Consider the following 24978-nt stretch of genomic DNA (forward strand, 5'->3'; position numbering starts at 1 on the left):
TTCCTTGCACGAAACCCCGCGCCGTGCTTCCGTCCCCGGCAGAGGCCGCAAAGGCCCGGCACCGGGGGGAAAATGAACATATTCAAAGGCTTTGCTGCAACTCTTGCGGTAGTTTCCTGCATCCTTGAAGGGTCCGCGCAGGCCGGGGCACGCGACGACCGCGCAGAGGTGCTGGGTACTTGGTACCGGATGATCCTCGAACTCGTCCGGCACACGCCGACGCAGACCCCGCCCGTCGCCAGCCGCGCCTTCGCCTATACCGCCCTCATCGCCTATGAGGCCACCGCCTCGGGCAGCAACCGGCTGCAATCGCTGGCGGGGCAGGTCAACGCCCTGCCCCCGGCCCCGCCGCGCGAAGACGGCGCGGCCTATGACGAGGACGCGGTCCTCAACGCCGCCCTCGCCCTTGCCGTCGAAGTCTATTTCGCCAATACCGGCCCCACCGGCCAGCGCGCCAAGGCCGCGCTCTCCGAACAACTCGGCGCGCTGACAGCCGAAGGCGTGGATGCCGAAACCCTCGCCCGTTCGCAGGCCTATGGCGAAGCCCTCGCCCGCTCCATCATCGCCGCCTCCGAAACCGACGGCGGCGCGGTGATCGAAAACATGGGCTTTCCCATGACCTACACCTTGGGGGGCGAGCCGCAGGACTGGGTTCCCACCAACCTCATCCAGCTTCAACAGGCCCCGCTCCTGCCGCACTGGGGCAAGAACCGCCCCTTCACCCTGCCCGATGGCGAGGCCTGCCCCCTGCCGCCTCCCCCCGCCTATTCCGAAGACCCCTCCTCGGAATTCCACAAACAGGCGATGGAGGTCTATGAGGTTTCAAAGTCCCTCACCGACGAACAGAAGATCATCGCCCGCTTCTGGTCGGACGATCCGATGCTGTCGCCCACGCCTCCCGGCCATTGGGTCGCCATCATCTTCCAGATCGCCGAACGCGACGCGATGCCGATCGAGGAACAGGTCGACGCCCTTGTCCGTCTCGGCATGTCGGTGTCAGACGGCTTCATCGTCAACTGGCGCGACAAATACAGATACGACCTCCTCCGCCCCATCACCTACATCCGCCGCGTGATCGACCCGAAATGGGAACCGCTCCTGAACACGCCGCCCTTCCCCGAATATCCCTCCGGCCATTCCACCCAATCGGGCGCCGTGGCGCAGGTCCTGACAGCCATCTTCGGCGATCCCTTCCCCTTCACCGACAGCACGCATGAGGCCGATGGCCTCGCCCCCCGCGACTTCCCCGATTTCTGGACGGCGGCGCGCGAGGCGGGCATCTCCCGCCTCTATGGCGGCATCCATTTCCGCGCTGCCATCGACCTCGGCCTCGATCAGGGGGCCTGCGTCGGCGACTACGTCAACGCCCTCCGGACATGGAAATGATCCCGATGCGCGCCGCCCTCCTCCTCGCCCTGCTGCCCGTCCCCGCTCTGGCACAAGACCCCGCCATCGCCCCCTTCACCGAAGAAACCGCCCCCGCAGGTTTCACCCATTCCTTCACGGGCGAATGGGAATTCATGGTGGGCGGCGGCACCGCCGTCTTTGATTGCAACGCCGACAGCCGCCCCGACATCTTCGCCGCCGGCGGCACCGCCCCCGCCGCCCTCTTCGTGAACGACAGCACCCCCGCAGGCCCCCTCGCCTTCACCCGGCAGGCCGCAGGGTTGGAGGATACCTCCGTCTCCGGCGCCTACCCCCTGGATATCGACGGCGACGGCCTCCTCGACCTCGCCCTCCTCCGCGTCGGTCCCGACAGGCTCATGCGCGGCCTCGGCAACTGCACATTCGAGGATGCCTCCGCCCAATGGGGCTTCGACGGGCTGGACCTGTGGTCCACCGCCTTCGCCGCCACATGGGAAAGGGGCGCCACCCTGCCCACCCTCGCCATCGGCACCTATATCGACCGCACGCAAGAGGCCTTCCCCTGGGGCAACTGCACCCCCAACCACCTCTACCGCCCCAATGCCCAAGGCACCGGCTACGCCGCCCCCCTCCCCCTCGAACCCGGCCATTGCGCCCTGTCGATCCTCTTCACCGACTGGGACAGGCAGGGCACCCCCGATCTGCGCGTCTCCAACGACCGCGAATATTACAAAGGCGGGCAGGAACAGCTCTGGCATGTCGAACCCGGCCAGCCGCCGCGCATCTTCACCGAACAGGAAGGCTGGCAACGCCTGCGCATCTGGGGCATGGGCATCGCGCAGGAAGACCTCAACTTCGACGGCTTCCCCGAATTCTTCCTCACCTCCATGGCCGACAACAAGCTGCAGACGCTCGCCGAAATCCCGCCCGTAGGCGCGCCGCTCCCCCGCTATCGCGACATCGCGCTGAAATCCGGCGTGACCGCCCACCGCCCCTATACCGGCGGCGACCTGCGCCCCTCCACCGCCTGGCACGCGCAATTCGGCGATGTGAACAATGACGGCCTCTCCGACCTCTATGTGGTGAAAGGCAATGTCTGGGCCATGCCCGACTTTGCCAAGGACGACCCCAACAACCTCCTCCTTGGCCGCGCCGACGGCACCTTTCTCGAATCCGGCGACACCGCAGGCGTCGCCTCCATGGCCCAAGGGCGCGGCGGCGCGCTGGTCGACCTCAACGCCGATGGCCTGCTCGACATGATCGCCATCAACCGCAACGAACCCTCGCAACTCTGGCGCAACACGGCCACGGGCCTCGGCAATTGGATCGCGCTCGACCTCGCCATGCCCGGCCCCAACCGCAACGCCATCGGCGCATGGATCGAACTCCGCCGCCCCGATGGTCGCATCATGCAGCGCGAGGTGCAGATCGGCGGCGGCCATGTCGGCGGCATCCTCGTGCCCCATCATTTCGGCCTCGGCCCCGCCACAAGCGCCGAATTCCGCATCCTCTGGCCCGACGGCACCGTAGGCCCGTGGCAGACGCTTGCCGCCAATGCCATATGGCGGCTGGAACCGGGTCGCGATCCCGCCCCGAAGTGACGAAAGGGACGTCTGGACCTTACCCCCCGCAATCCCTATATATTCACTCAACAACCGACCGGGATTGCCATGACCACTGCGGACAAGATCGAAGGCGCGCCGCTCATCGCCCCTTCCACCACCGACCATCCCCTCTACGACAATGTCGTCGAGGCTTGCCGCACCGTCTTCGACCCCGAAATCCCGGTGAACATCTTCGATCTCGGCCTCGTCTACACCATCGACATCTCGGCTGAAAACGAGGTGGACATCACCATGACCCTCACCGCCCCCGGCTGTCCCGTCGCGGGCGAGATGCCGGGTTGGGTCGCCGATGCGGTTGAACCGCTGGCAGGCGTCAAATCGGTCAACGTCAAGATGACCTTCGATCCCCCATGGGGCATGGACATGATGTCCGACGAAGCCCGCCTCGAACTCGGCTTCATGTGACCAAGGCGCAGGGGTTTTCCCCTGCATTTTCGGAACGCAAAGCTTTTCCCTTGCATTTCGCCAATGCAAAGGTTTTTATTTGCGCATGCCTCAAGATCGCCTCCATGCCGTCCTCACCGGCGACCTGATCCGCTCCACAAGCCTGCCGCCAAAGCAGGCCGATGCCGCCATATTCGCGTTGGAGAAAGCCGCAGATGAATGGGTCGGCGATCTCCACTTCACCCGCTTCCGGGGCGACGGCTGGCAGATCCTGCTGGACCGGCCGCAATCCGCCCTCCGCCTCGCCCTCTACATGACCGCCGCCCTCGCCGCCGCCGAGACGGGCCTTTCCACCCGCATCGCCATCGGCTTCGGCACCGTGGCCCGCCTGCGCGCAGGCGATCTTTCCGGCGCGACCGGCCCCGCCTTCATCCGCTCGGGCCGCGCGCTTGACCATATGCCGCGCAACAGGCGCTGGGCGGTGGCGGGCGGCCCCACCCTTCCGGCCTGGATACCCGCGACCCTTGCTCTGGCCGAATGGCATTCCGCGCGCTGGACCGCCGGTCAGGCCGCCGTCGTCGCAGAATGGCTTGATACCGTGGACCGGACACAGGAAGAATGGGCCTCCCGCATGGGCCTCACCCGGCAGGCATGGAAGGCGCGCTTCGACGGGTCAGGGATAGCCGCATGGACCCCGGCCTTGCAGATGTGGGATCAATGGCAGGGGGATGGCATCACCGATGACTGAAACCCTCGCCGCCCTCCTCCTTGCCCATGTCGCGGCGGATTTCCTGCTGCAACCCGACCGTATGGTGGCGAACAAGCGCAAGCCGCTCTGGTTCGCGGCCCATATCGCCATCGTCCTCGCCACCGCCATCGCCGCCACGGGCAGCCTGCACCCCGCGCTCCTCGCCCTCGCCGCCGCCCATGCCGCCATCGACGCCGCGAAACTCGCCTCCCGGCGCAGCGATGCCACCGCCTTCACCCTCGATCAGGCCGCCCATCTCGCCTCCATCGCCGCGACCGCCCTCCTCGCCCCCACGCTCTTCTCCACCGGCCTCTGGGGCGCGCAAAGCCAGCTTCCCGTCCTTTTCGCGCTTGCCGCGGGCGCGCTCTGGACAATCCGCGCGGGCGGCCATGCCATCGGCCACCTGATGCAGCCCTGGGCGGATGAGATCACGCTCGACGGCCTCACCAACGGCGGCCGCGTCATCGGCCAGTTGGAACGGGGCCTGATCTTCCTCATGGTCCTCGGCGGCCTGCCAGAAGGCATCGGCTTCCTCATCGCCGCGAAATCCGTCCTCCGCTTCGGCACCGTGCGCGAGGAATCGCGGCTCTCGGAATATGTCATCATAGGCACGCTTGCCTCCTTCGGCTGGGCGCTGGTTTCGGCCTGGGCGACGCTCGCGCTGATCACAACGCTGCCACCGCTTGGAATTCCTGCCTTTCCGCCCTAAGTTAAGCGTGACGAAGGAGAACCCCCATGTTCGGCATCCCCGGCAAACAGGCCGTCACCCTCACCCCCGCCGCCATCCGCCAGATCACGCGCCTGATGGAAAAGCAGGGCAGCGCGGGCCTGCGCATCGGCGTGAAAAAGGGCGGCTGCGCGGGCATGGAATATACGATGGATTACGTCGCGGACGTGAACCCGATGGATGAAGTGGTGGAACAGGACGGCGCGCGGGTGATGATCGCCCCCATGGCGCAGATGTTCCTCTTCGGAACCGAGATCGACTATCAGACCTCGCTGCTCGAATCCGGCTTCCGCTTCAACAACCCCAACGTGGCCGAGGCTTGCGGCTGCGGCGAGTCGATCAAGTTCAAGGATCAACCCGCCGCCTGACACAGGCGGCCGTAGGGTGGGCTTCACCCCGCCACCCCAAACCCCGGCAAAAACGCACACAACCCGCCCCGCGGGCCAATTCTGTGCGCCAATTTGTATGTACAGTTTGCGGTACGGTTTGCGGCACAAATCCCGGTACACCCCTTTTCCTCCAACCCCTTTCCCCGTAACGCTATTCGCGCGGATAGCAGGGGGGAAAACCAGATGCGCAAACTCGCCGCCGGAAACTGGAAGATGAACGGCACCACCGCCGCCTTGGCCGAGGTTTCGGCGCTGGCACAGGCCCACCCGGCCCCCGGCTGCGACGTCCTCCTCTGCCCCCCCGCTACGCTGATCTCGCGCATGGCCGATCTGGCCAAGGGCACGGCCATCAAGGTCGGCGGGCAGGATTGCCATGCGAAATCCTCGGGCGCGCACACCGGCGACATTTCGGCGGAAATGCTCGTGGATTCAGGGGCTTCGCATGTGATCCTCGGTCATTCCGAACGCCGCACCGACCATGGCGAAACCGATGCGCAGGTGCTGGCCAAGGCCGAGGCCGCCCTCAAGGCAGGCCTCATCGCCATCGTCTGCATCGGCGAGACAGAGGCAGAGCGCGACGCCGGCCGCACCCTCGACGTGGTGGGAACCCAGCTCCACGGCTCCGTCCCCGCCGATGCCACGGCGGCCAACCTCGTGATCGCCTACGAACCCGTCTGGGCCATCGGCACCGGCCGCACCCCCACCATCGCCGAAATCGCCGAGGTCCACGCCTTCCTCCGCACCCGCCTCACCGCCCGCATCGGCGCGGCTGCGGCGGATGTTCCCCTTCTCTATGGCGGCTCTGTAAAGCCTTCCAACGCAAAGGAAATCTTCGCCGTTCCCCATGTCGACGGCGCGCTCGTCGGCGGGGCCAGCCTCAAGGCCGCCGATTTCGGCGCTATCGTTTCGGCCCTTTCCGACGCCTGATCGCGCCCTTTCACGTCGCCCCCGGAACAGCCCGCAGGGCCGCTCCGGGGGATGGTGCAGGGGTGATTCAGGATATTCCATGACCGCCCTTTCCCCCGCCCGCTCCCCCCTTTCTTCCAATCTCATCTGCATGGCCTCCATGCTGATCTGGGCCGCCGCCCTTCCTGCGGCCGAGGTGCTGATCCGCGCCGACCCGCAACCCCTGCCCCCCATCCTTCTGAACGCCGCCCGCATGATCATGGCCGCGGCCTTCTTGCTGCCCGTCTGGTGGATGGTGGAGGGCACCGAATCCCTCCGCCGCGCCAACTGGCTGCGCGGCACGATGGTGGGCTCGCTCCTCGCGCTTGGCGCGCTGCTCCTCGTCTTCGGGCAGACCCGCACCTCCGCCGTCATGGCGGCAGTGGTCTCTTCCGCCATGCCGCTCATCGGGATGACGCTGGAAATTTTCCTTGATGGGCGCAAGCTTACGCCCGGAATCGTGCTGGGCCTCATGCTCTCCGTCATCGGCGGCATCCTTGCTGCGGGCAATTTCGACGGCGGCCTCGGCTTCGGCATCGGCGCGCTGCTCTGCCTCGGCTCGGTCATCACCTTCACCCTCGCCTCGCGCTGGACGGTCACCGCCCTGCCCGGCCTTTCCCCCCTCGGCTCCACCAGCCTCACCGTCTGCGGCGCGGCCATCGCGGGCACCGCCTTCGCCCTGATCAGCCTCGCCCTCGGCTTCCCCGGCCCCAACCTCGCCGTCTTCGGCCTGACGGAATTCTCTGCGCTCGCCATCTACGGCATCGGCGGCCTTGCCATCAGCCAGCTCCTCTGGATCATCGCCGTGGGCAGCCTCGGCATCGCCATGTCGGCGCTTCACATCAACCTGACGCCCTTCTACGTCATGGTCTTCATGCTGGCACTTGGCGGCACATGGAGCTGGGTGCAAGCCCTCGGCGCGGCCCTTGTCGCGGTCGGAGTGCTTGTGGCACAAGGGCTTATCCCGATCTCCCGCCGCTGACAGGCCCATGCAGACCCTTTCCCAATCGCCCACCGATCCCGCCTTCGTCCAGAACCCCTACCCGTTCTACGACCGCGCCCGCGCCACCGGCCCCTTCTTCCACTGGCAGGATTACGCCCTCACCTGCACCCCCTCCGCCGCCGCGGTGAACGCCATCCTGCGCGACCGCCGCTTCGGGCGCGAAGCCCCGCCCGAACATGCCCCCGTGATCCCCGATCACCTGCGCCCCTTCTACGCGGTCGAGGCGCATTCGATGCTCGAACTGGAACCGCCCCGCCACACCCGCCTGCGCGCCCTTGTGCTGCGCGCCTTCACCTCGCGCCGCATCGCCGCCCTCGGCCCGGAAATCACCCAACTTTCCAATGACTTGGTCGACGCCCTTCCCGCAGGGGAATTCGACCTCCTGCCGCATTTCGCCCAGAAACTGCCCGTCATCATCATCGCCCGCCTCCTTGGCGTGCCCGAAGAGATGTCGGATGACCTGCTGCGCTGGTCCAACGCGATGGTCGGCATGTATATGGCAGGCCGCACCCGCGAAACGGAAGATCGCGCCATCGCCGCGACCGAGGATTTCGTCGCCTTCATGCGCGGCTATATCGACGCCCGCCGCACGGCCCCGCGCGACGACCTCATCACCCATCTCATCGCGGCCGAGATGGAGGGGGACCGCCTGACGACGGACGAACTCATCACCACCTGCATCCTCCTCCTGAATGCAGGCCACGAGGCGACGGTCCACACCATCGGCAACGGCGTGAAAACCCTCCTGGAAACAGGAACGTCGCGCGATGCCCTGTCACCCGACCATGTCGAGGCGACGGTCGAAGAGATCCTCCGTTTCGACCCCGCCCTGCACCTCTTCACCCGCTGGGCCTATGAGGATGTCGAAGTGATGGGCCAGACCTTCCACCGTGGCGATCAGGTGGGTCTTCTGCTGGCCGCCGCCAACCGCGATCCGGGCGTCTGGGAAAATCCGGGGAGATTCCAGCCCTCCCGCATCGCAAAACCCAATGCCACCTTCGGCGCTGGCCTGCATTTCTGCGTGGGTGCCCCGCTGGCGCGGCTGGAATTGCAGATCGCGCTTCCCATCCTCTTCGCTGCTCTGCCGCGCCTGCGCCTTGCCACCCCTCCGCAATATGCGGATGTCTACCATTTCCACGGCCTCAAATCCTTGATGCTGCGGGCGGATTGACCGGCCAACCCATCCGAAAGTCAGGGGGAATGCCGTAAGGTCATGTTGCCCCCTCTGCCCCCTCGGTCCAAGTATGGGGTATCTCAAACTGAGAGTGGGCGCATGCCGTGCTGCTATCCTTCCTGTCAACGGTCCTGACAAGTCTCATCATCGGCCTGCTTCTGGTGATCCTGCGCCGTATCTTCCGTATGCAGCGCAGCCTTGGCGTCGATCTGGGACTCACGGCCGTCGGGGGTGGCATGTTGCTGCTGCTGCACCTCGTCTCGCCCGATCTCTTCGGCCTAGATCCTTGGTACGGTCTTGGGTTCGAACTTGCCAAGCACGGGCTGGAACTGCTGGTCATCCTGCTCCTGCTGGTCGCAACCTGATACCAGCGCGGCTAAAGCGGCAGCATCGTCGTGGCCTTGATCTCCTCCATGCTCAAGAGGGCGGTCACATTGTAGATGCGCACCTCGGAAATCAGCGCCTGATAGAAGGTGTCATAGGCCCGCGCATTCTTCACCCTCACCTTGAGGATATAGTCGATATCCCCCGCCAGACGATGCGCCTCCATCACCTCAGGCCGTTCCCGCAAAGCTTTGAGGAACTTCCGCTGCCACTCCGCCTCATGCTCGCTCGTGCGGATCAGCACGAAGAAACAGGCCTCCAGCCCCAGCGCCTCGGGGTCGAGGATAGCGGTCTGCCGGGTGATCACCCCCGCTTCCTTCATCCGGCGGATGCGGTTCCAAACAGGGGTCTTGGAAGACCCGACTTTCCGTGCGATCTCGTCCAGCGATTGCTCGGCATCGGCCTGCAATTCGGCAAGGATTTTCCTGTCCATCTCATCCAGCCGGACTGCCATTCGCCAAATCCCCCGTTTTCGCGGAAACCCGTTTCGATGCGCCGCAATATCGGAACAAACATCCTTATCTGCAAGGGCGTCTGGCCCATTTCCGGGAAAATATCCTATATTCGCCCATAGCAAAACGCGGACCCGCAGCCATGACCGATCTGCCCACCTTCACCCCTGCCTCCGTTGCCGTCACCTTCGTCGGCGCCGGCCCCGGTGCAGCCGCGCATCTGACGCTGGGCGCCTTCCGCGCTCTGCAAGAGGCCGATGTGGTGATCCATGACCGTCTGGTGGGCGAGGAAGTCCTCGCCCTGATCCCACCGCATGTGCGTAGGATCGATGTGGGCAAGGAAGGCTTCGGCCCCTCCACCACCCAAGGCACGATCAACGCCACCCTCGTGGCGCAGGCCATGACCGGCGCGCGGGTCGTGCGACTGAAGGGCGGCGATTGCGGCATCTTCGGGCGGCTTGACGAAGAGATGGACGCTCTGGAAGCGGCGGGCCTTTCCTTCGGCATCCTGCCGGGCCTGACCTCCGCCGCCGTCGCGGCGGCCAGCATCGGCCAAAGCCTGACGAAGCGCGGCCGCAACGGCGCACTCCGCATCGTAACGGGCCATGACATGGAAGGCTTCGCCGAACAGGACTGGCGCGGCATGGCCCGCGCTGGCGAAGTCGCCGCGATCTACATGGGCAAGAAATCCAGCCGCTTCATCCAGGGCCGCCTGATGATGCACGGCGCCGACCCCGCCACCCCTGTCGCCATCGTCGAGAACGTCTCGCGCCCCGAACAGCGCATCATTGCCGCCACCCTCGCCGCCCTCCCCGAAGCCGTGGCGCAGGTCGACGGCCCCGCCGTCCTGCTTTACGGCCTCGAACCCCGCCGCGCCCGCGCGGCGCTCACCGAATTGAAGGAAGCCACCGCATGAGCCGCCGCTTCACCCCCAAGGTCGTCACTGCCAACCGCCTGCGCGAAGGCGATGTGGTCTATCTGACCGCCGACGACCGCTGGTCGCCCTTCCACCACGAGGCGGAACTGATCGAGGACGAGGCCCACGCCCAGATGCGCCTCCTCCACGCCACGGCGCAGAAGCTGTTGGTTGTCGGCGCCTATCTGGCCGATGCCAAGGCAGGCCCGAACGGCCCGGAACCCACGCATTTCCGCGAGGGATTCCGCACGCGTGGCCCCTCGAACTACAACCACGGCAAGCAGGCCGATTACGCGTGACGGTAGGCGGGGTGAACCCCGCCCTACACCCCGACAAAACCCGTAGGGCGGGGTTCACCCCGCCTCCCCGACCAAGGTTCAAAAGGCCGCACCGATGTACAGCTATTCCGAATTCGACGAAGCCTTCGTCCGCGAACGTGTCGCCCAGTTCACCCAGCAGGTGGAACGCCGCCTCGACGGCTCGCTGACCGAGGATGAATTCCGCCCCCTGCGCCTGATGAACGGCCTCTACCTGCAACTTCACGCCTACATGCTGCGCGTGGCGATCCCCTACGGCACGATCAACCCGCGCCAGATGCGCCAACTGGCGGATATCGCCCAGACATGGGACAAGGGCTACGGCCACTTCACCACCCGCCAGAACATCCAGTTCAACTGGCCGAAGCTGGAAGACGTGCCCAAGATGCTGCAGGCGCTGGCCGATGTCGGGATGCATGCCATCCAGACTTCCGGCAACTGCGTCCGCAACGTCACCGCCGACCATTTCGCCGGCGCCGCCGCGGATGAGATCGAGGATCCCCGCCCCGTGGCCGAACTCCTCCGCCAGTGGTCGACCGACCACCCGGAATTCCAGTTCCTGCCCCGCAAGTTCAAGATCGCCATCACCGGCGCGCCGAACGACCGCGCCGTGACCCGCGCGCATGACATCGGCCTGCGCATGGTCCGCAACGCGGCGGGCGAACCGGGCTTCGAAGTCATCGTCGGCGGCGGCCTCGGCCGCACGCCCATGATCGGCCACACCGTGCGGGAATTCCTGCCCAAGGCCGACCTGCTGCCTTACGTCGAAGCCGTCCTCAGCGTCTACAACACGCTCGGCCGCCGCGACAACAAGTACAAGGCCCGCATCAAGATCACCGTGCATGAAACCGGCAAGGAAGAGATCACGCGCCTGATCGAAGAGCGCTTCACCGAACTCCGCCCCCTCTTCGGCGGCAACGACCAGAAACTGCTCGCGGAAATCGAAGAGGCCTTCGCGCCCCCCGCCTTCCGCAACGCGCCGACCGATGCCTATGACGCCTTCTACGAGGCCGACCCGACCTTCCGCGCCTGGGCGGACACCAACCTGCACGCGCACCGGAACGCCCAATACGCCATCGTCACCATCAGCCTCAAGGCGCATGGCGAAACCCCCGGCGACGCGACCTCCGACCAGATGCGCCTGATCGCCGACCTCGCCGAAACCTACGGCCATTCGGAAATCCGCATCAGCCACGAACAGAACGTCATCCTGCCGCATGTCCATAAATCAGACCTCCCGGCGCTCCACGCCGCGCTGGTCAAGGCGGGCCTCGGCACCGCGAATGTCGGCCTCATCTCCGACATCATCGCCTGCCCCGGCATGGACTACTGCGCGCTCGCCACCGCCCGGTCGATCCCTGTCGCCCAGCAGATCGCCACCCGCTTCGACGAGCTGAAGCTGGAACACGACATCGGCCCGCTGAAGATCAAGATCTCCGGCTGCATCAACGCCTGCGGCCACCATCACGTCGGCCATATCGGCATCCTCGGCCTTGATCGTGCAGGGGTGGAGAACTACCAGATCACCCTCGGCGGCGACGGCACCGAAACCGCGGCCATCGGCGACAAGACGGGCCCCGGCTTCGCCTATGATGAGATCGTGCCCGCCATCGAACGCATCGTCCGCGCCTATCTCGAAGTCCGCGAAACGCCCGAGGAAACCTTCCTCGAAACCTACCGCCGCACGGGAATCGACCCGTTCAAGGCCGCGCTCTACGGCGAGGAAGGCGAAAAGGATGCCGCGTGACACCTCCACCCCGGAAGGCAACGTCGCCAACCGCGTCGCCCTCCTGAACGCACGTTACAAACACCACGGGGCCACCGCGGTGCTGGAACATGCGCTCAAGGACGCCGATCTGGGAAAAGTGGCGCTCGTCTCCTCTTTCGGGGCAGAATCGGTGGTCCTGCTTCACCTCGTCTCGGTCATCGCGCCGGAAACCCCGGTCCTCTTCATCGACACGCGGATGCTCTTTCAGGAAACGCTCGACTACCAGCGCGAACTGGCCGAAAAGCTCGCCCTCTGCGACATCCGCACGATCCGCGCCCATCCCGGCAAGGTCGCCTTCGAAGACCCCGACGGCACGCTGCACCAGTTCAACACTGATGCCTGCTGCGCCGTGCGCAAGGTGGAACCGCTGGAACGCGCGCTGGGCGATTTCGACGGCTGGATCACGGGGCGCAAACGCTATCAGGGCGCAACCCGCGATCAGGTCGAATTCTTCGAAGCCGAAGGCGAGACCCGAATCAAGGTCAACCCCCTCGCCCATTGGGGCCGCGAGGACCTCGAGGAATACATGGTGGAGAACCGGCTCCCCCGCCACCCGCTGGTGGCCAAGGGCTACCCCTCCATCGGCTGCGCCCCCTGCACCAGCCCGGTCAAACCCGGCGAAGACCCGCGCGCGGGCCGTTGGCGCGGCAGCCAGAAAACCGAATGCGGCATCCATTTCATCGACGGCAAACCCGTCCGCACCACGACCAAGGAGAACGCGGCATGACCGTGATCGTCACCGATACCGGCTTCGCCCCCGAAGACTGGAACGCGCCCATCGTCGCCCTGGCCGAGATCGCCTTCCACAAGGGCGCGATCGACCTCGGCAATACCGATGACCCGACCGCGCTTCAACCCCATCTGGCCGATCTCTCGCTCATCCGCGTGGCCTTCCCCGCCTTCAACGATGGCCGCGCCTTCACCATCGCGCGCCGCCTGCGGATGCTGGGCTACACGGGCCGCCTGCGCGCCCATGGCCATGTGATCGCCGACCAATACGCCATGATCCGCCGCGTCGGCTTCGACGAGGTGGAAATCCCCGAAGACCTCGCCGCGCGCCAGCCGGCCTCCCAATGGGCCTTCCGCGCCAACTGGCAGGACCACCACTATCAGGCCCGCCTGCGCGCCTGATCCGCAACACAACACGCCTGCGACGCCCCGCGCCCTAGCCGCGCGGGCCGTCCTGCATTAAGCCCGGATGCAACCGCAATGACCGAAACGAGTGCCACGATGGACGCCCCGCAATCCGCCCCGGCCAAACCCCATCTGCCCGACGCGCAGACCGTTACGCAGGTCACCCACTGGACCGACCGCCTCTTCTCCTTCCGCGTCACGCGCCCTCGCTCGCTGCGCTTCCGCTCGGGCGAATTCGTGATGATCGGCCTTCTGGGCGACAACGGCAAACCGCTGCTCCGCGCCTATTCCATCGCCTCCCCGGCATGGGACGAGGAATTGGAATTCTACTCGATCAAGGTCCCCGACGGCCCGCTGACGTCCAAGCTTCAGCACATCCAGCCGGGCGACGAGATCATCCTGCGTCCCAAACCCGTCGGCACGCTGGTCCATGACGCCCTTCTTCCCGGCAAGCGGCTGTGGTTCCTTGCCACCGGCACCGGCCTCGCCCCCTTCGCCTCGCTCATGCGCGAACCTGAAACCTATGAGAAATACGATCAGATCATCATGATGCACACCTGCCGCGAGGTGGCCGAGCTTGAATATGGCCGCCAACTGGTGGAAAGCCTCAAGGACGACCCGCTGATCGGGGAATTGGTGGGCGACAAGCTCCTCTACTACCCCACCACCACGCGCGAACCCTTCCACCACATGGGCCGCGTGACCGACAACCTCACCTCCGGCAAGGTCTTCGCCGATCTGGGCCTGCCCCCCATGAACCGCGACGAGGACCGCGCGATGGTCTGCGGCAGCCTCGCCTTCAACATCGACGTGAAGAAGATCCTCGAAGATTTCGGCCTTACCGAAGGTGCGAATTCCGATCCGCAGCAATTCGTCGTCGAAAAGGCCTTCGTGGGCGACGGCATCTGATCACCGAACATCCCCCGCAAGGACGAAGGCCGCGCCGGTTCCCACCCGCGCGGCCTTTCACTTCGTCTCGGCCCAAATACCCAACCGACATTTCCACCGGAACAGGTGCCAGACTGATCGCGCCGAGGGGGGGTCCGGGGGGCGCAAAGCCCCCCGGCACCGCAAATCACAGACCCAGCGCCGACCGCACCTGATCCACCGCCGTCTGCACCAGCGCCGGGTTCGAGGCCGCAGCCTCCACCGCCGCCTTCAGCGTGGTCTTCGTCGTCGCATCCAGCGCCGACGCATCGATCAGCGCCGAGATGCGCGCCGCATCGAAGTTCGCCGGGTCCAGCGCCGCCGCCGCATCCTCCTGCACGCCGCCCACAGCCTCGGCCGCTTCGCCCGCGGCACCGGCCACGGCATCCGCCGCCCCCTCCGCCGCCTCGGTCACCGCCGCTGCCGCACCTTCCGCAGCCTCCGTCACGGCATCCGCTGCCGCTTCCGCCGCTGCCGCCGCCGCCGCTTCGGCCTCAGCCGCCGCTGCCGCCGCAGCCTCCGCCTCGGCTGCCGCCGCCGCTTCCGCTTCGGCCGCAGCCGCAGCCGCAGCCTCTTCCGCCGCCTTGGCCGCTGCCGCCGCTTCTTCCGCCGCACGCTGCGCCGGCACATAGCTGAACTGATAGTAGCCAAGGCCCGCCGCCAGAACGACCGCCAGACCGATCAGAACATTCCTATTCATCCAAAGTCTCCTTCCGCCGGATTTCTTTCCGGTTGCAGCCCGCATATGGACGTCCCATGGCGGGATTTGAACCCCCAAACGGACGGCCGGTTCCAGATCAGCACCAATCCCCCGCCCCATGAACCCCGCTTTCCCCTTGCGCAGCAAGCGATTCCCGTTGAAACAGCGGGGGCCGCCGATTAAGCTGCGCGCGCAGAATTGAAACCGCAGAAGGACCACCACCATAGCCCGCAGACCCCACAACGCCCCGCCGCAACGCGAAACGGGCCCCCGTGTGAATGATCGCATCCGCTCCCCCGAAATCCGCCTCATTGGTGCCGACGGGGAAAATATCGGGGTCGTGACCCCGGCCCGCGCCATGGCTATGGCGGAAGAGGCCGGTCTCGATCTGGTGGAAATCAGCCCGAATGCGGAACCCCCGGTCTGCAAGATCATGGACTTCGGCAAGTTCAAATACGAACAGCAGAAGCGCGAGGCCGAGGCGCGCAAGAAGCAGAAGATCATCGAGATCAAGGAAATCAAGTTCCGCCCCGGCACCGACACGCATGACTATCAGGTCAAGATGCGGTCCGTGATGAAGTTCCTCGAAGAAGGCGACAAGGTGAAGGTGACCCTCCGCTTCCGTGGCCGCGAGATGGCGCATCAGGAACTGGGTCTGGAACTGCTCAACCGCGTTGCCGCCGATGTGGGCGACAATGGCAAGGTCGAGTCGATGCCGAAACTCGAAGGCCGTCAGATGGTGATGATGATCGCGCCCAAGTAACAGCGCCTCATCACACCCGGACAAAGGCCGCGCAGCCCGCGCGGCCTTTCGCATTCCAGAGCCTGCAGCCGCCTGACCGCCCCCCGGGGCGGTCCCCCGATTTTTCGCATGAAAAATCGCCTACTCAGGTTCCCGCAGTTGCGGGCGCAGCGGGATCTCCTTCAACAGCCCCCCCACCCCCATCGCCGCGATATCCGCATCCGTCAGCGACACGCCGCAGGCCAGCCGCTCCAGCACCCAATCCGCCCCGTTCAGCGCGGGGCTGCGCGCACAGCCCGGCAGGCCGATCACGGGCCGTCCGCCCATGGTCCCATGAAACAGCAGGTTCCCCGGATCGACCGGCATCCCGAACCGCGCGACATGCCCCCCCGCCGCCCGCACCGCCGCCGGGGCCGTGTCCTGCAGATCCGACGTCGCACTTCCCGTCAGGATCAGCACCATCTCCCCCCCGGCCCGTCGCAGGGCCGCCGTCAACGCCGCCTCCTCATGCGGCACGCTCTCCACCCCGGCCAGCCGCATCCCCAGCGCGCGCAACCGCGCCTCCACCGCCCGCCGCCCCTTGGCGGCAACCTTGGCATCCAGCCCCGGCGCCTTGGTCATCACCAGCACCGCATCGCGAAGCACCACCGGGCGCACCCTGATCGCCGCCCGTGCCGCAGCACAGGCCGCGACCAGCGCCGCCTCCTCCACGCCATAGGCGATGATCTTCACCGTCCCCAGCAGCATCCCCGTCGCCACCCGATGCCATGGTGTCAGCGTGGCCAGCGTGATCGCCGGATGAACGAGGTTCAGCCGATGGATCGCCGCCGCATCCATCTCAACGATCCCCGGCCCCATCGCGTTCAGGTTCACCCGCCCTGTGAAGGCCTCTCCCACCCGCACGCCTTGCCCGGCCGGATCTGGCACCAAAGCCGCCGCCAGCCGCGCCGCCGCCTGATCCTCGCCCACATCCCCCGGCCCCAGCCGTGCCACCGTCACCCGGTCAAGGCCCGCCGCCCGCAGCGCCGTAACCTCCGCCCCGCCCAGCACCAGCCCCTTGCGCAGCCGTCCCCCCGGCACGGCCTCGGAATGGGCAAGGATCGCCCCCTCCGCCGCCTCCAGCGCCACCTCCCCGAAGAACACCGCGCTTATCCCTTCCTCAGGACGGCGGTGATCTGCGCCATCACCGAAACCGCGATCTCGGCAGGAGTCTTCGCCCCGATATCCAGCCCCACGGGCGCATGAATTCGCGCGATCTCGGCTTCGGTGAACCCCTCCGCCCGCAGCCGCTCCACCCGCTTCGCATGGGTCCGCGTCGACCCCAGACAGCCCAGATAGAACCCGCCCGACCGCAACGCCACCCGGATCGCCGGATCGTCCAGCTTGGGGTCATGCGTCAGCGTGACAATGGCCGTCCTTGCATCGGGGGCCAAAGCCTCAAGCGCCTCGTCGGGCCAGTCCTCCACGATCCGCTCCCCCGGAAAACGCGCCGCCGATCCAAAGGCCGATCGCGGATCGATCAGCGTCCCGTCATAACCGCACAGCCGCGCCATCTGCAAAAGCGGCTGCGCGATATGCACCGCCCCCACCACGATCAGGCGCAAGGGCGGGTTGTGGATCGCGATGAACCGCCCGTCCTCCTCCATCCCGGATCGGTCCGCACGGAACCGCGCATCCACCGCCGCCTCCGCCCCCGGCCCGATCAGCGCCCGGTCCCATCCCTCCGCGCGCACCGACACGGCCAAGGGCCGCCGCGCCGCCCGCGCCGCCACCAATTCCGCCAGCATCGCCTCGGGCAGCGCCTCCGCGCCCTCGCCCAGCGGCTCCACCAGCACCCGGATCGTCCCGCCGCAGGCCAGCCCCACCGCAAAAGCCGTCTCGTCACTGACCCCGAAGGTCAGCACCCGCGACCGCCGATCCTCCAGCGCGGCCAGCGCCTCGGTCACCACCGCGCCCTCGACACAGCCGCCCGAGACCGACCCCATGATCTCGCCCTCGCCCGAAATCGCAAGCTGGCTGCCCGCCTGCCTCGGCGCCGATCCCCATGTCTCGATCACCGTGGCCAAGGCCGCCCCCCGCCCCGCGCGGTGCCAGCCAAGGGCGATCTCGGGAATGCTGTCATGCTCTGCACGGGCGCCGGTATCGGTCATGCGGTCCTCCATTCAGCACGATCATGCGCCGGGGCCGCTCCACGCGCCACTGCCAATTGGTGGCACATCCCGCCCCCCAAAAGGAAGGCGCCGCAGGTCGGGGAACCTGCGGCGCCAAGCAGTGCCGAGCAGGGAGGAACGGCACGCAAACCGGGCAGACAAGGGAGGGAGCCGCCCGATGCATCCAGCATCGCAGGGGGCAGCCTCCCCCGCATTGACCTAGGTCAACTCACCGCGCCGCCGTCCGCAACAGCGGCGTGATGATCCGCACCGCCACGCGACGGTTCTGCCGCTCGGCCTCCTGCGTGTTCACCCGCAGATCGGATTCGCCATAGCCCTGCACCACCATGTTCTCAGGCGGCACGTCGAAATACTCGGTCAGTGCCAGCGCGACGCTTTCCGCCCGACGGTCCGACAGCGTCAGGTTTAACGAGGCCGATCCCACCGCATCCGTATGCCCCTCGATCAGGAAGATCTCGTTCGGATTCTCCCGGATCATCGAGGTCATCAGCCGCCCCAGCGCCGCCAGCGATTCCGCCTGCGTGGCCTGAATGGCCGCCGAACCGGTATCGAAGGTGATGTTGTTCACATCCACCGTCGCCGCCAGTTGCCGCACCTGCGGGATTTCGCGGATCTGGCGCAGGCTGAAGCTGCGGCCCAGTTCCTCGGCATCCAGCGCCGCCATCCGGGCGCGCAGCAGCGCATCCTCCTCGGAGGTGGACAGGCTGATCACCCGCCCGCGCGGCTGCGGCAGGGTGCGCACGTCGATCCGCTCTTCCGGGTACAGGTCGTCGATCAGCACGATCTCGCGGCCAAGCCCGTCATAGGTCGCCCGGCGCAGAACGCGACCCGTGGCATCGCGGATGGTCACGACCTGCGTCCCGTCGGCACGTTCCACGATGGTGCGGGTCGACCCGTCGCGGAAGCTTTCGGTCCGCACGGTGCTTCCCGGACGGCGCAGCAGCGTGTCGTCATCCTTGTAGATGTAGTAATCGCCATTGCCGCGCTGCACGACCACCCGGTCGCCGGTGTTCGACACGACCTGATCGCGATTTGCGTTGATGATCGCGCCTACCGCCAGCGCGCCCAGCGCGACAAGGCCGAACTTCTGCAGATCGGTCAGCCCCCGGTCCTCTGGCGCCGCGGCGGCAGCCGCCGCCGCAAGCGTGGCCGAAGCCGGGGCCGCGAAATCCTGCGCCGAGGTGCGGGCATTCTCTTCGGTGATCTGCTGCACGAGGACATCGGTCGCATCCGCCGCCGGGGCAATCTCCACCGGTTCGCCCTCCGTCACGGCGACGGGGGCCAGCGTCGCCGCCGCCTCCAGCGCCTCCGGGGCAAGCCCCTCGGGCTGGGCCAGCAATTCGCTCAGCGTCTCCACCGCTTCGGCGGGCGGGGCCTCGGGTGCGGCGGGATCGACCAGCACCGCAGGATCGGTCACCGCTTCCACCACTTCAGGTGCGGCCTCTTCGACCGGTGCCTCCTCTGCGGGGGCCTCCGTCACCACCGTTTCCGGCGCGGCCTCCCCGGCAGGGGCTTCCTCGACCACCGCCTCGGCAGGGGCCTCCTCGGGCGCGACATCCGTCGCGGGGGCCTCTTCGGCCAGCGTGGCTTCAGGGGCGACCTCCTCCACCGGGGCGGCCTCGGTCGGGGTTTCTTCGGTCACCGCCTCTTCCGCCGGGGCGGCCTCGGTCGGGGTCTCCTCGACAATCACCTCTTCGGGGGCGGGCTCCTCGAGGACCGGCTCCTCGGTCAGGATCTCTTCCATCGCCTCGCCAAGGCTCGGCTCTTCCGGCGCGGCTTCCTCAGCCGCAGCCGCTTCCGCCGCAGCAGCCGCCTCGGCTTCCGCCTGCGCTGCCGCTGCAGCTTCCGCTTCCGCCTGCGCCGCTGCCGCCGCTTCCGCCTCGGCCTGTGCTGCCGCTGCAGCCTCAGCTTCCGCCTGCGCCGCTGCCGCCGCTTCCGCCTCGGCCTGTGCAGCTGCCGCAGCCTCCGCCTCAGCCTGCGCCGCCGCTGCTGCCTCAGCTTCCGCCTGTGCCGCAGCCTCAGCCTCGGCCTGTGCCGCGGCTTCCGCCGCTGCCGCCTCGGCTGCCGCGGCCTCCGCCGCAAGCTGTTCCATCACCGCGTTCAGATCGCAGGGCGCCTCTGCCGTGGCCTCGCACAGCACGCGCCCGTCATCGGCGATGATGCTGCCATTCTCTGTCACCGTCTGCGCCATAAGGGGCATGGGTGCCACCTGCGTCAGCGCCACCGACAAAGCCGTGGTCGAGATCAAAAGCCGTCTCATGCGAACATCCTTTCCTTGCCACGCGGCCAGAACAACGCCGCGCCTTGCCGATATTTGTGCAGCTATCCCGCTGATATGCGATATCAGCGCCCTGTTTTCGCATGGCATCGGCAGTCCCTCGCCGAAGTCAGCCGCCCGCCTGCGACGCATCCGCCCCGATCATCGCCATAAGCCGCGCCTTCTCGCCGCTCTCCCGCGCCTCCGAGATCGCGCGCCCCAGCGCCTCCAGCGAGGCGATGGAATGGCCCGCGCGGAAACTGTCCACATGCGGCAGCATCGCCCGTATCCCCATGGCCTTCGGCGCGAACCCGTCCCAGCGCAGCAGGGGGTTCAGCCAGATCAACCTGCGGCAGGACAGATGCAGCCGCTCCATCTCGGCGGCCAGCGCGCCGCTGTCGTCCCGGTCCAGCCCGTCGGTGATCAGAAGGACCACCGCCCCCTGCCCCAGCACCCGCCGCGACCAGTCGCGGTTGAAGGCGCGCAGGCAGGACCCGATCCGCGTCCCGCCCGACCAGTCCTGAGCCTCCGCCCCCGCCGCCTTCAACGCCGCATCCACATCGCGGTTGCGCAGATGGCGGGTGATGTTCGTCAGCCGCGTGCCGAATGTGAAGGCATGCACCCGCGCCCAGCCCTGCCCCTTCCGGTTCGCCACCGCATGGACGAAATGCAGCACCAGCCGGGAATACTGGCTCATGGATCCCGAGATGTCGCACAGCACCACGAGGTTCGGCCACCGCTCCCCCGGCGCGCGGCGCATCAGGCGCGTGACCTCGCCCCCCTGACGCAGCGCCGCCCGCAACGTGCGCCGCGCATCGATCCGCCGCCCCGCCAGATCGGCCACCATCCGCCGCGTGACCAGCGGGCGCACCGGCAAGGCCAGCCGGGCCAGCATGCGCTTGGCCTCTGCCACTTCCGCCATGCTCATCTGTTCGAAATCCAGCGTCTTCAGCCGCTCCTCATGCGACATGGTTGCCGAGGCATCGATTTCGATCTGCGTCTCTTCCTCGCGCCGGGCCTCTTCGCGTTCGGGCAGATCCACCTCCCGCCCGTCCAACAAAGCCTCCGCCGCCCGCTTCTCGGCGGCATCGGCAAGGCGCTCCTCCTGCACCCCGCGCACGGCGGGCAGCAGAAGGGTCATCATGTGTTCAAGGAATTGCGGATCGCGCCAGTAAAGGCGGAAGACCTGTTCGAAGACCGCGCGCTGCTCGGGCCGGCTGACGAAACAGGCATGCAGCGTCCAGAAGAAATCCACCTTCTCGGTGAACCCCGCCGCCTCCACCGCCCGGATCGCATCGATCACCCGCCCGGGCCCGATGGGCAGCCCCGCCCGGCGCAACGCGCGGGCGAAATGCGCGATGTTATGCGCAAGCTTGCCATCCTCGGGCAGCGCCGGGGCCTCCATCGTCACCCCCTGACCTGACCGGGGCGGGGGGCATCGCGCCCCCCGCACCCCCCGGCTCTCCGCGGGCCCGGCGGCCCGCATCGGGCAGGCGTCGCATTTTGGGTATTTGGACCGAGACGAAGGACAGGCGTCACGTGAAGACCAGCCCCTTCTTCACCTCGTCCAGAAGCTTCTTCGCCTCAGAACCCTGCAGTTTCTGGATATCATCCTGATACTTCAGGATCGCGCCCAGAGTATCGGCGATGACTTCGGGCGAAAGCTGGATCACATCCAGCGCCAAGAGGCATTTGCACCAGTCGATGGTCTCCGCCACGCCTGGCTTCTTGAACAGATCCTCCGACCGAAGACGCTGCACGAAGGCCACCACCTCGCGGCTCAGCGCCTCCTGTGCCTCGGGCGCGCGCGCGCGCAGGATCTCCAACTCCCGCTCGAAGCCCGGATAATCCACCCAGTGATAGAGGCAGCGCCGTTTCAGCGCGTCATGCACCTCGCGCGTGCGGTTCGAGGTGAGGATCACGATGGGCGGCTCGGGGGCCTTCACCGTGCCCAGTTCCGGGATCGTCACCTGGAAATCCGAAAGAGCCTCCAGAAGGAAGGCCTCGAAGGGTTCATCGGTTCGGTCGAGTTCATCGATCAGCAGGACCGGCGCGCCACCGGGCTGCGGGCGCATCGCGGCCAGAAGGGGGCGCTCCACCAGATAGTCCTCGGTGAACAGTTCCGCCCGCAGCGCGTCGCGATCCGCGCCGCCCCCGGCCTCGGCCGTGCGGATGGCGATCATCTGCGCGGCGAAATTCCATTCATAGACGGCAGAGGCGGCATCCAGCCCCTCGTGGCATTGCAGCCGGATCAGCCTGCGGCCCAGCGCTGCGGCCAGCACCTTGGCGATCTCGGTCTTGCCCACGCCTGCCTCCCCTTCAAGGAACAGGGGCCGGCCCAGCCGCAATGACAGGAAGACCACCGTCGCCAGCGCGCGCGAGGCGACATAGCCTTCGCCGGAAAGCAGTGTCATCACCTCGTCTATGGATGCTGGCAATCTTTGCACGGGCCTCTCCCCCTCCCTGCGGATGCCGCCCATGCTTGGCCCCGCCCCGATGGGGGGTCAAGCCGCCAGAGGCGCGCATGCGACCAATGGAGGGGGGAGAGAGCCCAGGCTTGCAAGGCGCGCCGTCGCATGCCAACCCTTGGCCCATGCGTGTATTGGCGATCCTGACGGTGCGTAACGAGGGCAGCTTCCTTCTGGAATGGCTGGCCCATCATCGCGCAGCGGGCATCACCGACGTGCTGGCCTTCTCCAACGACTGCACCGACGGGACCGATCTGATGCTGGACCGGCTGCAGGACATGGGCTGGCTGACCCATGTCAGGAATGACGGCCCGCATGAGAAGGGGCCGCAATGGCAGGCGCTGCGGCTGGCCGCAGCGCATCCGCTGACCAAGGCAGCCGACTGGGTCCTGACGCTCGACATAGACGAATTCGTCAACATCCACACAGGCGACCGCACCATCCCCGCTCTTCTCGCCGCCCTGCCCGCTGCGGATGCCATCACCCTGACATGGCGCATGTTCGGCAATGCGGGCGTGGTGGGCCTGACCGACCGTGCGGTCACGGAGACCTTCACCCGCGCCGCGCCGGACCCACTGGAATGGCCATGGCGGGCGGTCATGTTCAAGACGCTCTACCGCAACGACGGCCGCTTCGGGCAACCGGGCGTGCACCGGCCCAAGGGACAAGTCACCGACAGGCAGCGCTGGTTCGACAGCGCAGGCCGCTCCCTTCCCGGCGGGCCGCCGCGGATCTTCTCACCGCTCGGGCAGCCGAACTATGCACTTGCCCAGCTCAATCACTACGCGCTCGGCAGCATGGAGGGCTATCTGGTCAAGGCCGATCGCGGCCGCGCCAACCGCGACGCCTCGGCCTTCGACCTTGGCTATTGGGTGGATCGGAACCTCTGCGATGTCGAGGACCGTTCGATCCTCGCGCTGGACAGCCGTCCCCTGCGCGACAGCCTGCATGGCGACGGCATCCTCGCATCGCTGCACCGCAAGGCGCTGGACTGGCGCCGCGCGCGCTTCCTTCACCTCATGCAGGACGAAGCCTTCCGCGCCCTCTTCGGCCGCCTCATGATGACCCCACCGACCCGCGCCCTGACCGCCGCCGAGGCCCGCGCGATCTGGACCCATGCCCTGCCCCGGGGCTGATCCGCCGCCCTTGGCAGATTCCCGCCAAAAGCTCTGCAATTGCCCTTATCGGCTCAGGATTTGCCATAAACTTGCCCCGACCCTCCGATAAACAGGGCGCATCATCAGACCCGAGTCCGGAACCAGCCCGCGACCGAACCGAGCAGAAGGCACATCCGACGATGACCGACACCGCCGATGGCGACCTGTCAGAAACCGACCGCAGCGAGGCCGCGGCACCTTCTGCCCAGCCCAGGCTGGACCGGACGGCATGGATGCAGCACATCGACGAACTCTGTGCCGAGGAAGGGTATTTCGAATCGCTCGGCAAGAACCACTTTGCCTATTTCCACGACGACGGTCCCATCCTCCTCGTGTCCTTCGAATCGCTGGATCGAATTCTGGCACGAAAGGGGCAGATGCCCCTTGGCCATGACGTGGCCAAGGCGAACGGCTGGTCGCATCTGACGATCCTCTGCGATGGCGAGACGTGGTTCCGCGATCCCGCCGTCTGGGGCTATTTCGACCGTCTCGTCGACGACGCCTTTTTCGAGGATTTCGACCGCGTCCTGTTCTACGGCGCAGGCGATGGCGGCTATGCGGCCTGCGCCTATTGCGTCTGCGCCCCCGGCGCGACGGTCCTTGCCGTCAGCCCGCGCGCGACGCTCGACCCCGCCGTGACGGGATGGGACAGCCGCACCGCCTCAAAGCGCCGCCTCGATTTCACAAGCCGCTACGGCTATGCCCCCGACATGACGGAAGGCGCGGCCCGCGTCTTCGTCCTCTACGATCCGCAATATCCCGAGAACGCGATGCATGCAGCCCTGTTCCGGGCGGACTGGGTCACCCCCTTGCCTGCACGCCACTTCGGCGATTCGGTCGAAACCGGGATCGAACACATGGACCTCCTGCCCTCGCTGCTGACTGCGGCCTGCGAGAACCGGCTCGACCGCATCCTCTTCGCGAGGCTCTGGCGCACCCGACGCCGCTTCTCCCCCTATCTCAAGGGACTGCTGCGCAAGACCGAACTCGCCCGGCGGCCGCGGCTTTCGCTGATGATCTGCAAGTCGGTCGTCAGCCGTCTTGGTGGCCCCCGCTTCCGGCGCAAACTCGTGGAACTCGAGGCGCAACTCGGCCTGCCCTCCTCTCTCCCGTCCGAAGGCGAGGCGGCAGAGGCCGCACCCGCCCCCTTGCTGCGGGACTGAAGGCAGCCGACATCGCAAACCGGGCTCACTGCGCACTGGAAAGCGCGCGGTATTTGCGCTAG

General features: G+C 67.0%; 26 protein-coding genes. 19 read left to right on the forward strand and 7 right to left on the reverse strand.

The annotated features are described in order from the left end of the window. Nucleotides 1–72: 72 nt before the first annotated feature. The 10 genes from TabM4_RS11155 (at nucleotide 73) to TabM4_RS11200 (ending at nucleotide 8725) form a co-directional block, all read left to right on the forward strand. On the forward strand, nucleotides 73–1386 hold the full coding sequence (locus TabM4_RS11155; RefSeq protein WP_434612292.1) for a vanadium-dependent haloperoxidase: 1314 nt from the start codon (nucleotides 73–75) through the stop codon (nucleotides 1384–1386). Continuing rightward, nucleotides 1383–2966 (forward strand): CRTAC1 family protein, encoded by a 1584-nt coding sequence (locus TabM4_RS11160; RefSeq protein ID WP_434612294.1) that lies wholly within the window; start codon nucleotides 1383–1385, stop codon nucleotides 2964–2966. The genes TabM4_RS11155 and TabM4_RS11160 overlap by 4 nt, the downstream gene beginning before the upstream one ends. A 69-nt stretch (nucleotides 2967–3035) precedes the next feature. Further along, on the forward strand, nucleotides 3036–3395 hold the full coding sequence (locus TabM4_RS11165; RefSeq protein ID WP_434612296.1) for an SUF system Fe-S cluster assembly protein: 360 nt from the start codon (nucleotides 3036–3038) through the stop codon (nucleotides 3393–3395). An 85-nt stretch (nucleotides 3396–3480) separates the two neighbouring features. Then, nucleotides 3481–4122: a hypothetical protein gene (locus TabM4_RS11170; protein WP_434612298.1), complete on the forward strand. Its 642-nt coding sequence runs from the start codon at nucleotides 3481–3483 to the stop codon at nucleotides 4120–4122. After that, nucleotides 4115–4831: a DUF3307 domain-containing protein gene (locus TabM4_RS11175; RefSeq protein ID WP_434612300.1), complete on the forward strand. Its 717-nt coding sequence runs from the start codon at nucleotides 4115–4117 to the stop codon at nucleotides 4829–4831. The genes TabM4_RS11170 and TabM4_RS11175 overlap by 8 nt, the downstream gene beginning before the upstream one ends. 26 nt (nucleotides 4832–4857) lie before the next feature. Then, entirely contained in the window at nucleotides 4858–5217 is a 360-nt protein-coding gene (locus TabM4_RS11180; RefSeq protein WP_101920582.1) for a HesB/IscA family protein, read from the forward strand. Nucleotides 5218–5421: 204 nt separating this feature from the next. After that, nucleotides 5422–6165, forward strand: coding sequence for a triose-phosphate isomerase (tpiA, locus tag TabM4_RS11185; protein ID WP_434612302.1), 744 nt, complete (start codon nucleotides 5422–5424; stop codon nucleotides 6163–6165). A gap of 79 nt (nucleotides 6166–6244) precedes the next feature. After that, nucleotides 6245–7165, forward strand: a complete 921-nt coding sequence (locus tag TabM4_RS11190) for a DMT family transporter (RefSeq protein ID WP_434612304.1) — start codon at nucleotides 6245–6247, stop codon at nucleotides 7163–7165. Between the two features lie 7 nt (nucleotides 7166–7172). After that, on the forward strand, nucleotides 7173–8357 hold the full coding sequence (locus TabM4_RS11195; RefSeq protein WP_434612306.1) for a cytochrome P450: 1185 nt from the start codon (nucleotides 7173–7175) through the stop codon (nucleotides 8355–8357). A 107-nt stretch (nucleotides 8358–8464) separates the two neighbouring features. Next, nucleotides 8465–8725: a hypothetical protein gene (locus tag TabM4_RS11200; protein WP_434612308.1), complete on the forward strand. Its 261-nt coding sequence runs from the start codon at nucleotides 8465–8467 to the stop codon at nucleotides 8723–8725. Nucleotides 8726–8736: 11 nt separating this feature from the next. On the opposite strand, the gene TabM4_RS11205 is transcribed toward TabM4_RS11200, so the two are convergent. After that, entirely contained in the window at nucleotides 8737–9198 is a 462-nt protein-coding gene (locus TabM4_RS11205; protein ID WP_434612309.1) for an Lrp/AsnC family transcriptional regulator, read from the reverse strand. 140 nt (nucleotides 9199–9338) lie between these two features. Here TabM4_RS11205 and cobA point away from each other — a divergent pair, with 140 nt between their 5' ends. From cobA to TabM4_RS11235, 6 genes are all read left to right on the forward strand, one after another. Beyond that, nucleotides 9339–10112 (forward strand): uroporphyrinogen-III C-methyltransferase, encoded by a 774-nt coding sequence (gene cobA, locus TabM4_RS11210; protein WP_434612311.1) that lies wholly within the window; start codon nucleotides 9339–9341, stop codon nucleotides 10110–10112. Further along, the gene (locus TabM4_RS11215; RefSeq protein WP_434612313.1) at nucleotides 10109–10411 is read left to right on the forward strand and encodes a DUF2849 domain-containing protein; all 303 of its coding nucleotides are present in this window, start codon (nucleotides 10109–10111) and stop codon (nucleotides 10409–10411) included. Before cobA ends, TabM4_RS11215 begins: the two co-directional genes overlap by 4 nt. A gap of 94 nt (nucleotides 10412–10505) precedes the next feature. After that, the gene (locus tag TabM4_RS11220) at nucleotides 10506–12176 is read left to right on the forward strand and encodes a nitrite/sulfite reductase (protein WP_434612315.1); all 1671 of its coding nucleotides are present in this window, start codon (nucleotides 10506–10508) and stop codon (nucleotides 12174–12176) included. Continuing rightward, nucleotides 12166–12924, forward strand: coding sequence for a phosphoadenylyl-sulfate reductase (locus TabM4_RS11225; RefSeq protein ID WP_434612317.1), 759 nt, complete (start codon nucleotides 12166–12168; stop codon nucleotides 12922–12924). The genes TabM4_RS11220 and TabM4_RS11225 overlap by 11 nt, the downstream gene beginning before the upstream one ends. Further along, nucleotides 12921–13328 carry a DUF934 domain-containing protein gene (locus TabM4_RS11230; RefSeq protein ID WP_434612319.1) on the forward strand — a complete coding sequence of 136 codons (408 nt, stop codon included), beginning with the start codon at nucleotides 12921–12923 and terminating at the stop codon, nucleotides 13326–13328. The genes TabM4_RS11225 and TabM4_RS11230 overlap by 4 nt, the downstream gene beginning before the upstream one ends. Nucleotides 13329–13406: 78 nt before the next feature. Next, complete coding sequence (locus TabM4_RS11235; protein ID WP_434612321.1) at nucleotides 13407–14240, forward strand: ferredoxin--NADP reductase; 834 nt, start codon at nucleotides 13407–13409, stop codon at nucleotides 14238–14240. Nucleotides 14241–14406: 166 nt separating this feature from the next. Here TabM4_RS11235 and TabM4_RS11240 read toward each other — a convergent pair whose 3' ends face one another. Beyond that, nucleotides 14407–14958: a hypothetical protein gene (locus TabM4_RS11240; protein ID WP_434612323.1), complete on the reverse strand. Its 552-nt coding sequence runs from the start codon at nucleotides 14956–14958 to the stop codon at nucleotides 14407–14409. 274 nt (nucleotides 14959–15232) lie between these two features. On the opposite strand from TabM4_RS11240, the gene infC reads away from it, so the two are divergent. Next, nucleotides 15233–15721: a translation initiation factor IF-3 gene (gene infC / locus TabM4_RS11245; protein ID WP_434612325.1), complete on the forward strand. Its 489-nt coding sequence runs from the start codon at nucleotides 15233–15235 to the stop codon at nucleotides 15719–15721. A 120-nt stretch (nucleotides 15722–15841) separates the two neighbouring features. Here infC and TabM4_RS11250 read toward each other — a convergent pair whose 3' ends face one another. From TabM4_RS11250 to TabM4_RS11270, 5 genes are all read right to left on the reverse strand, one after another. Beyond that, nucleotides 15842–16843 carry a molybdopterin-binding protein gene (locus TabM4_RS11250; protein WP_434612327.1) on the reverse strand — a complete coding sequence of 334 codons (1002 nt, stop codon included), beginning with the start codon at nucleotides 16841–16843 and terminating at the stop codon, nucleotides 15842–15844. A gap of 5 nt (nucleotides 16844–16848) precedes the next feature. Continuing rightward, a complete protein-coding gene (locus tag TabM4_RS11255; RefSeq protein WP_434612328.1) occupies nucleotides 16849–17850 on the reverse strand; it encodes an XdhC family protein in 1002 nt (333 codons plus the stop codon). Between the two features lie 229 nt (nucleotides 17851–18079). After that, nucleotides 18080–20131 carry an OmpA family protein gene (locus tag TabM4_RS11260; RefSeq protein WP_434612330.1) on the reverse strand — a complete coding sequence of 684 codons (2052 nt, stop codon included), beginning with the start codon at nucleotides 20129–20131 and terminating at the stop codon, nucleotides 18080–18082. Between the two features lie 127 nt (nucleotides 20132–20258). Further along, on the reverse strand, nucleotides 20259–21533 hold the full coding sequence (locus TabM4_RS11265) for a vWA domain-containing protein (RefSeq protein WP_434612332.1): 1275 nt from the start codon (nucleotides 21531–21533) through the stop codon (nucleotides 20259–20261). A 130-nt stretch (nucleotides 21534–21663) separates the two neighbouring features. Then, entirely contained in the window at nucleotides 21664–22542 is an 879-nt protein-coding gene (locus TabM4_RS11270; protein WP_434612333.1) for an AAA family ATPase, read from the reverse strand. 179 nt (nucleotides 22543–22721) lie between these two features. Between TabM4_RS11270 and TabM4_RS11275 the strand changes: the two genes are divergently transcribed. Next, a complete protein-coding gene (locus tag TabM4_RS11275) occupies nucleotides 22722–23732 on the forward strand; it encodes a glycosyltransferase family 2 protein (protein ID WP_434612335.1) in 1011 nt (336 codons plus the stop codon). Between the two features lie 161 nt (nucleotides 23733–23893). Beyond that, nucleotides 23894–24916, forward strand: a complete 1023-nt coding sequence (locus tag TabM4_RS11280; protein ID WP_434612337.1) for a phosphoadenosine phosphosulfate reductase — start codon at nucleotides 23894–23896, stop codon at nucleotides 24914–24916. The last annotated feature ends 62 nt before the right edge of the window (nucleotides 24917–24978 follow it).

Source organism: Tabrizicola sp. M-4, from assembly GCF_051132405.1.
Taxonomy (GTDB): domain Bacteria; phylum Pseudomonadota; class Alphaproteobacteria; order Rhodobacterales; family Rhodobacteraceae; genus Paragemmobacter.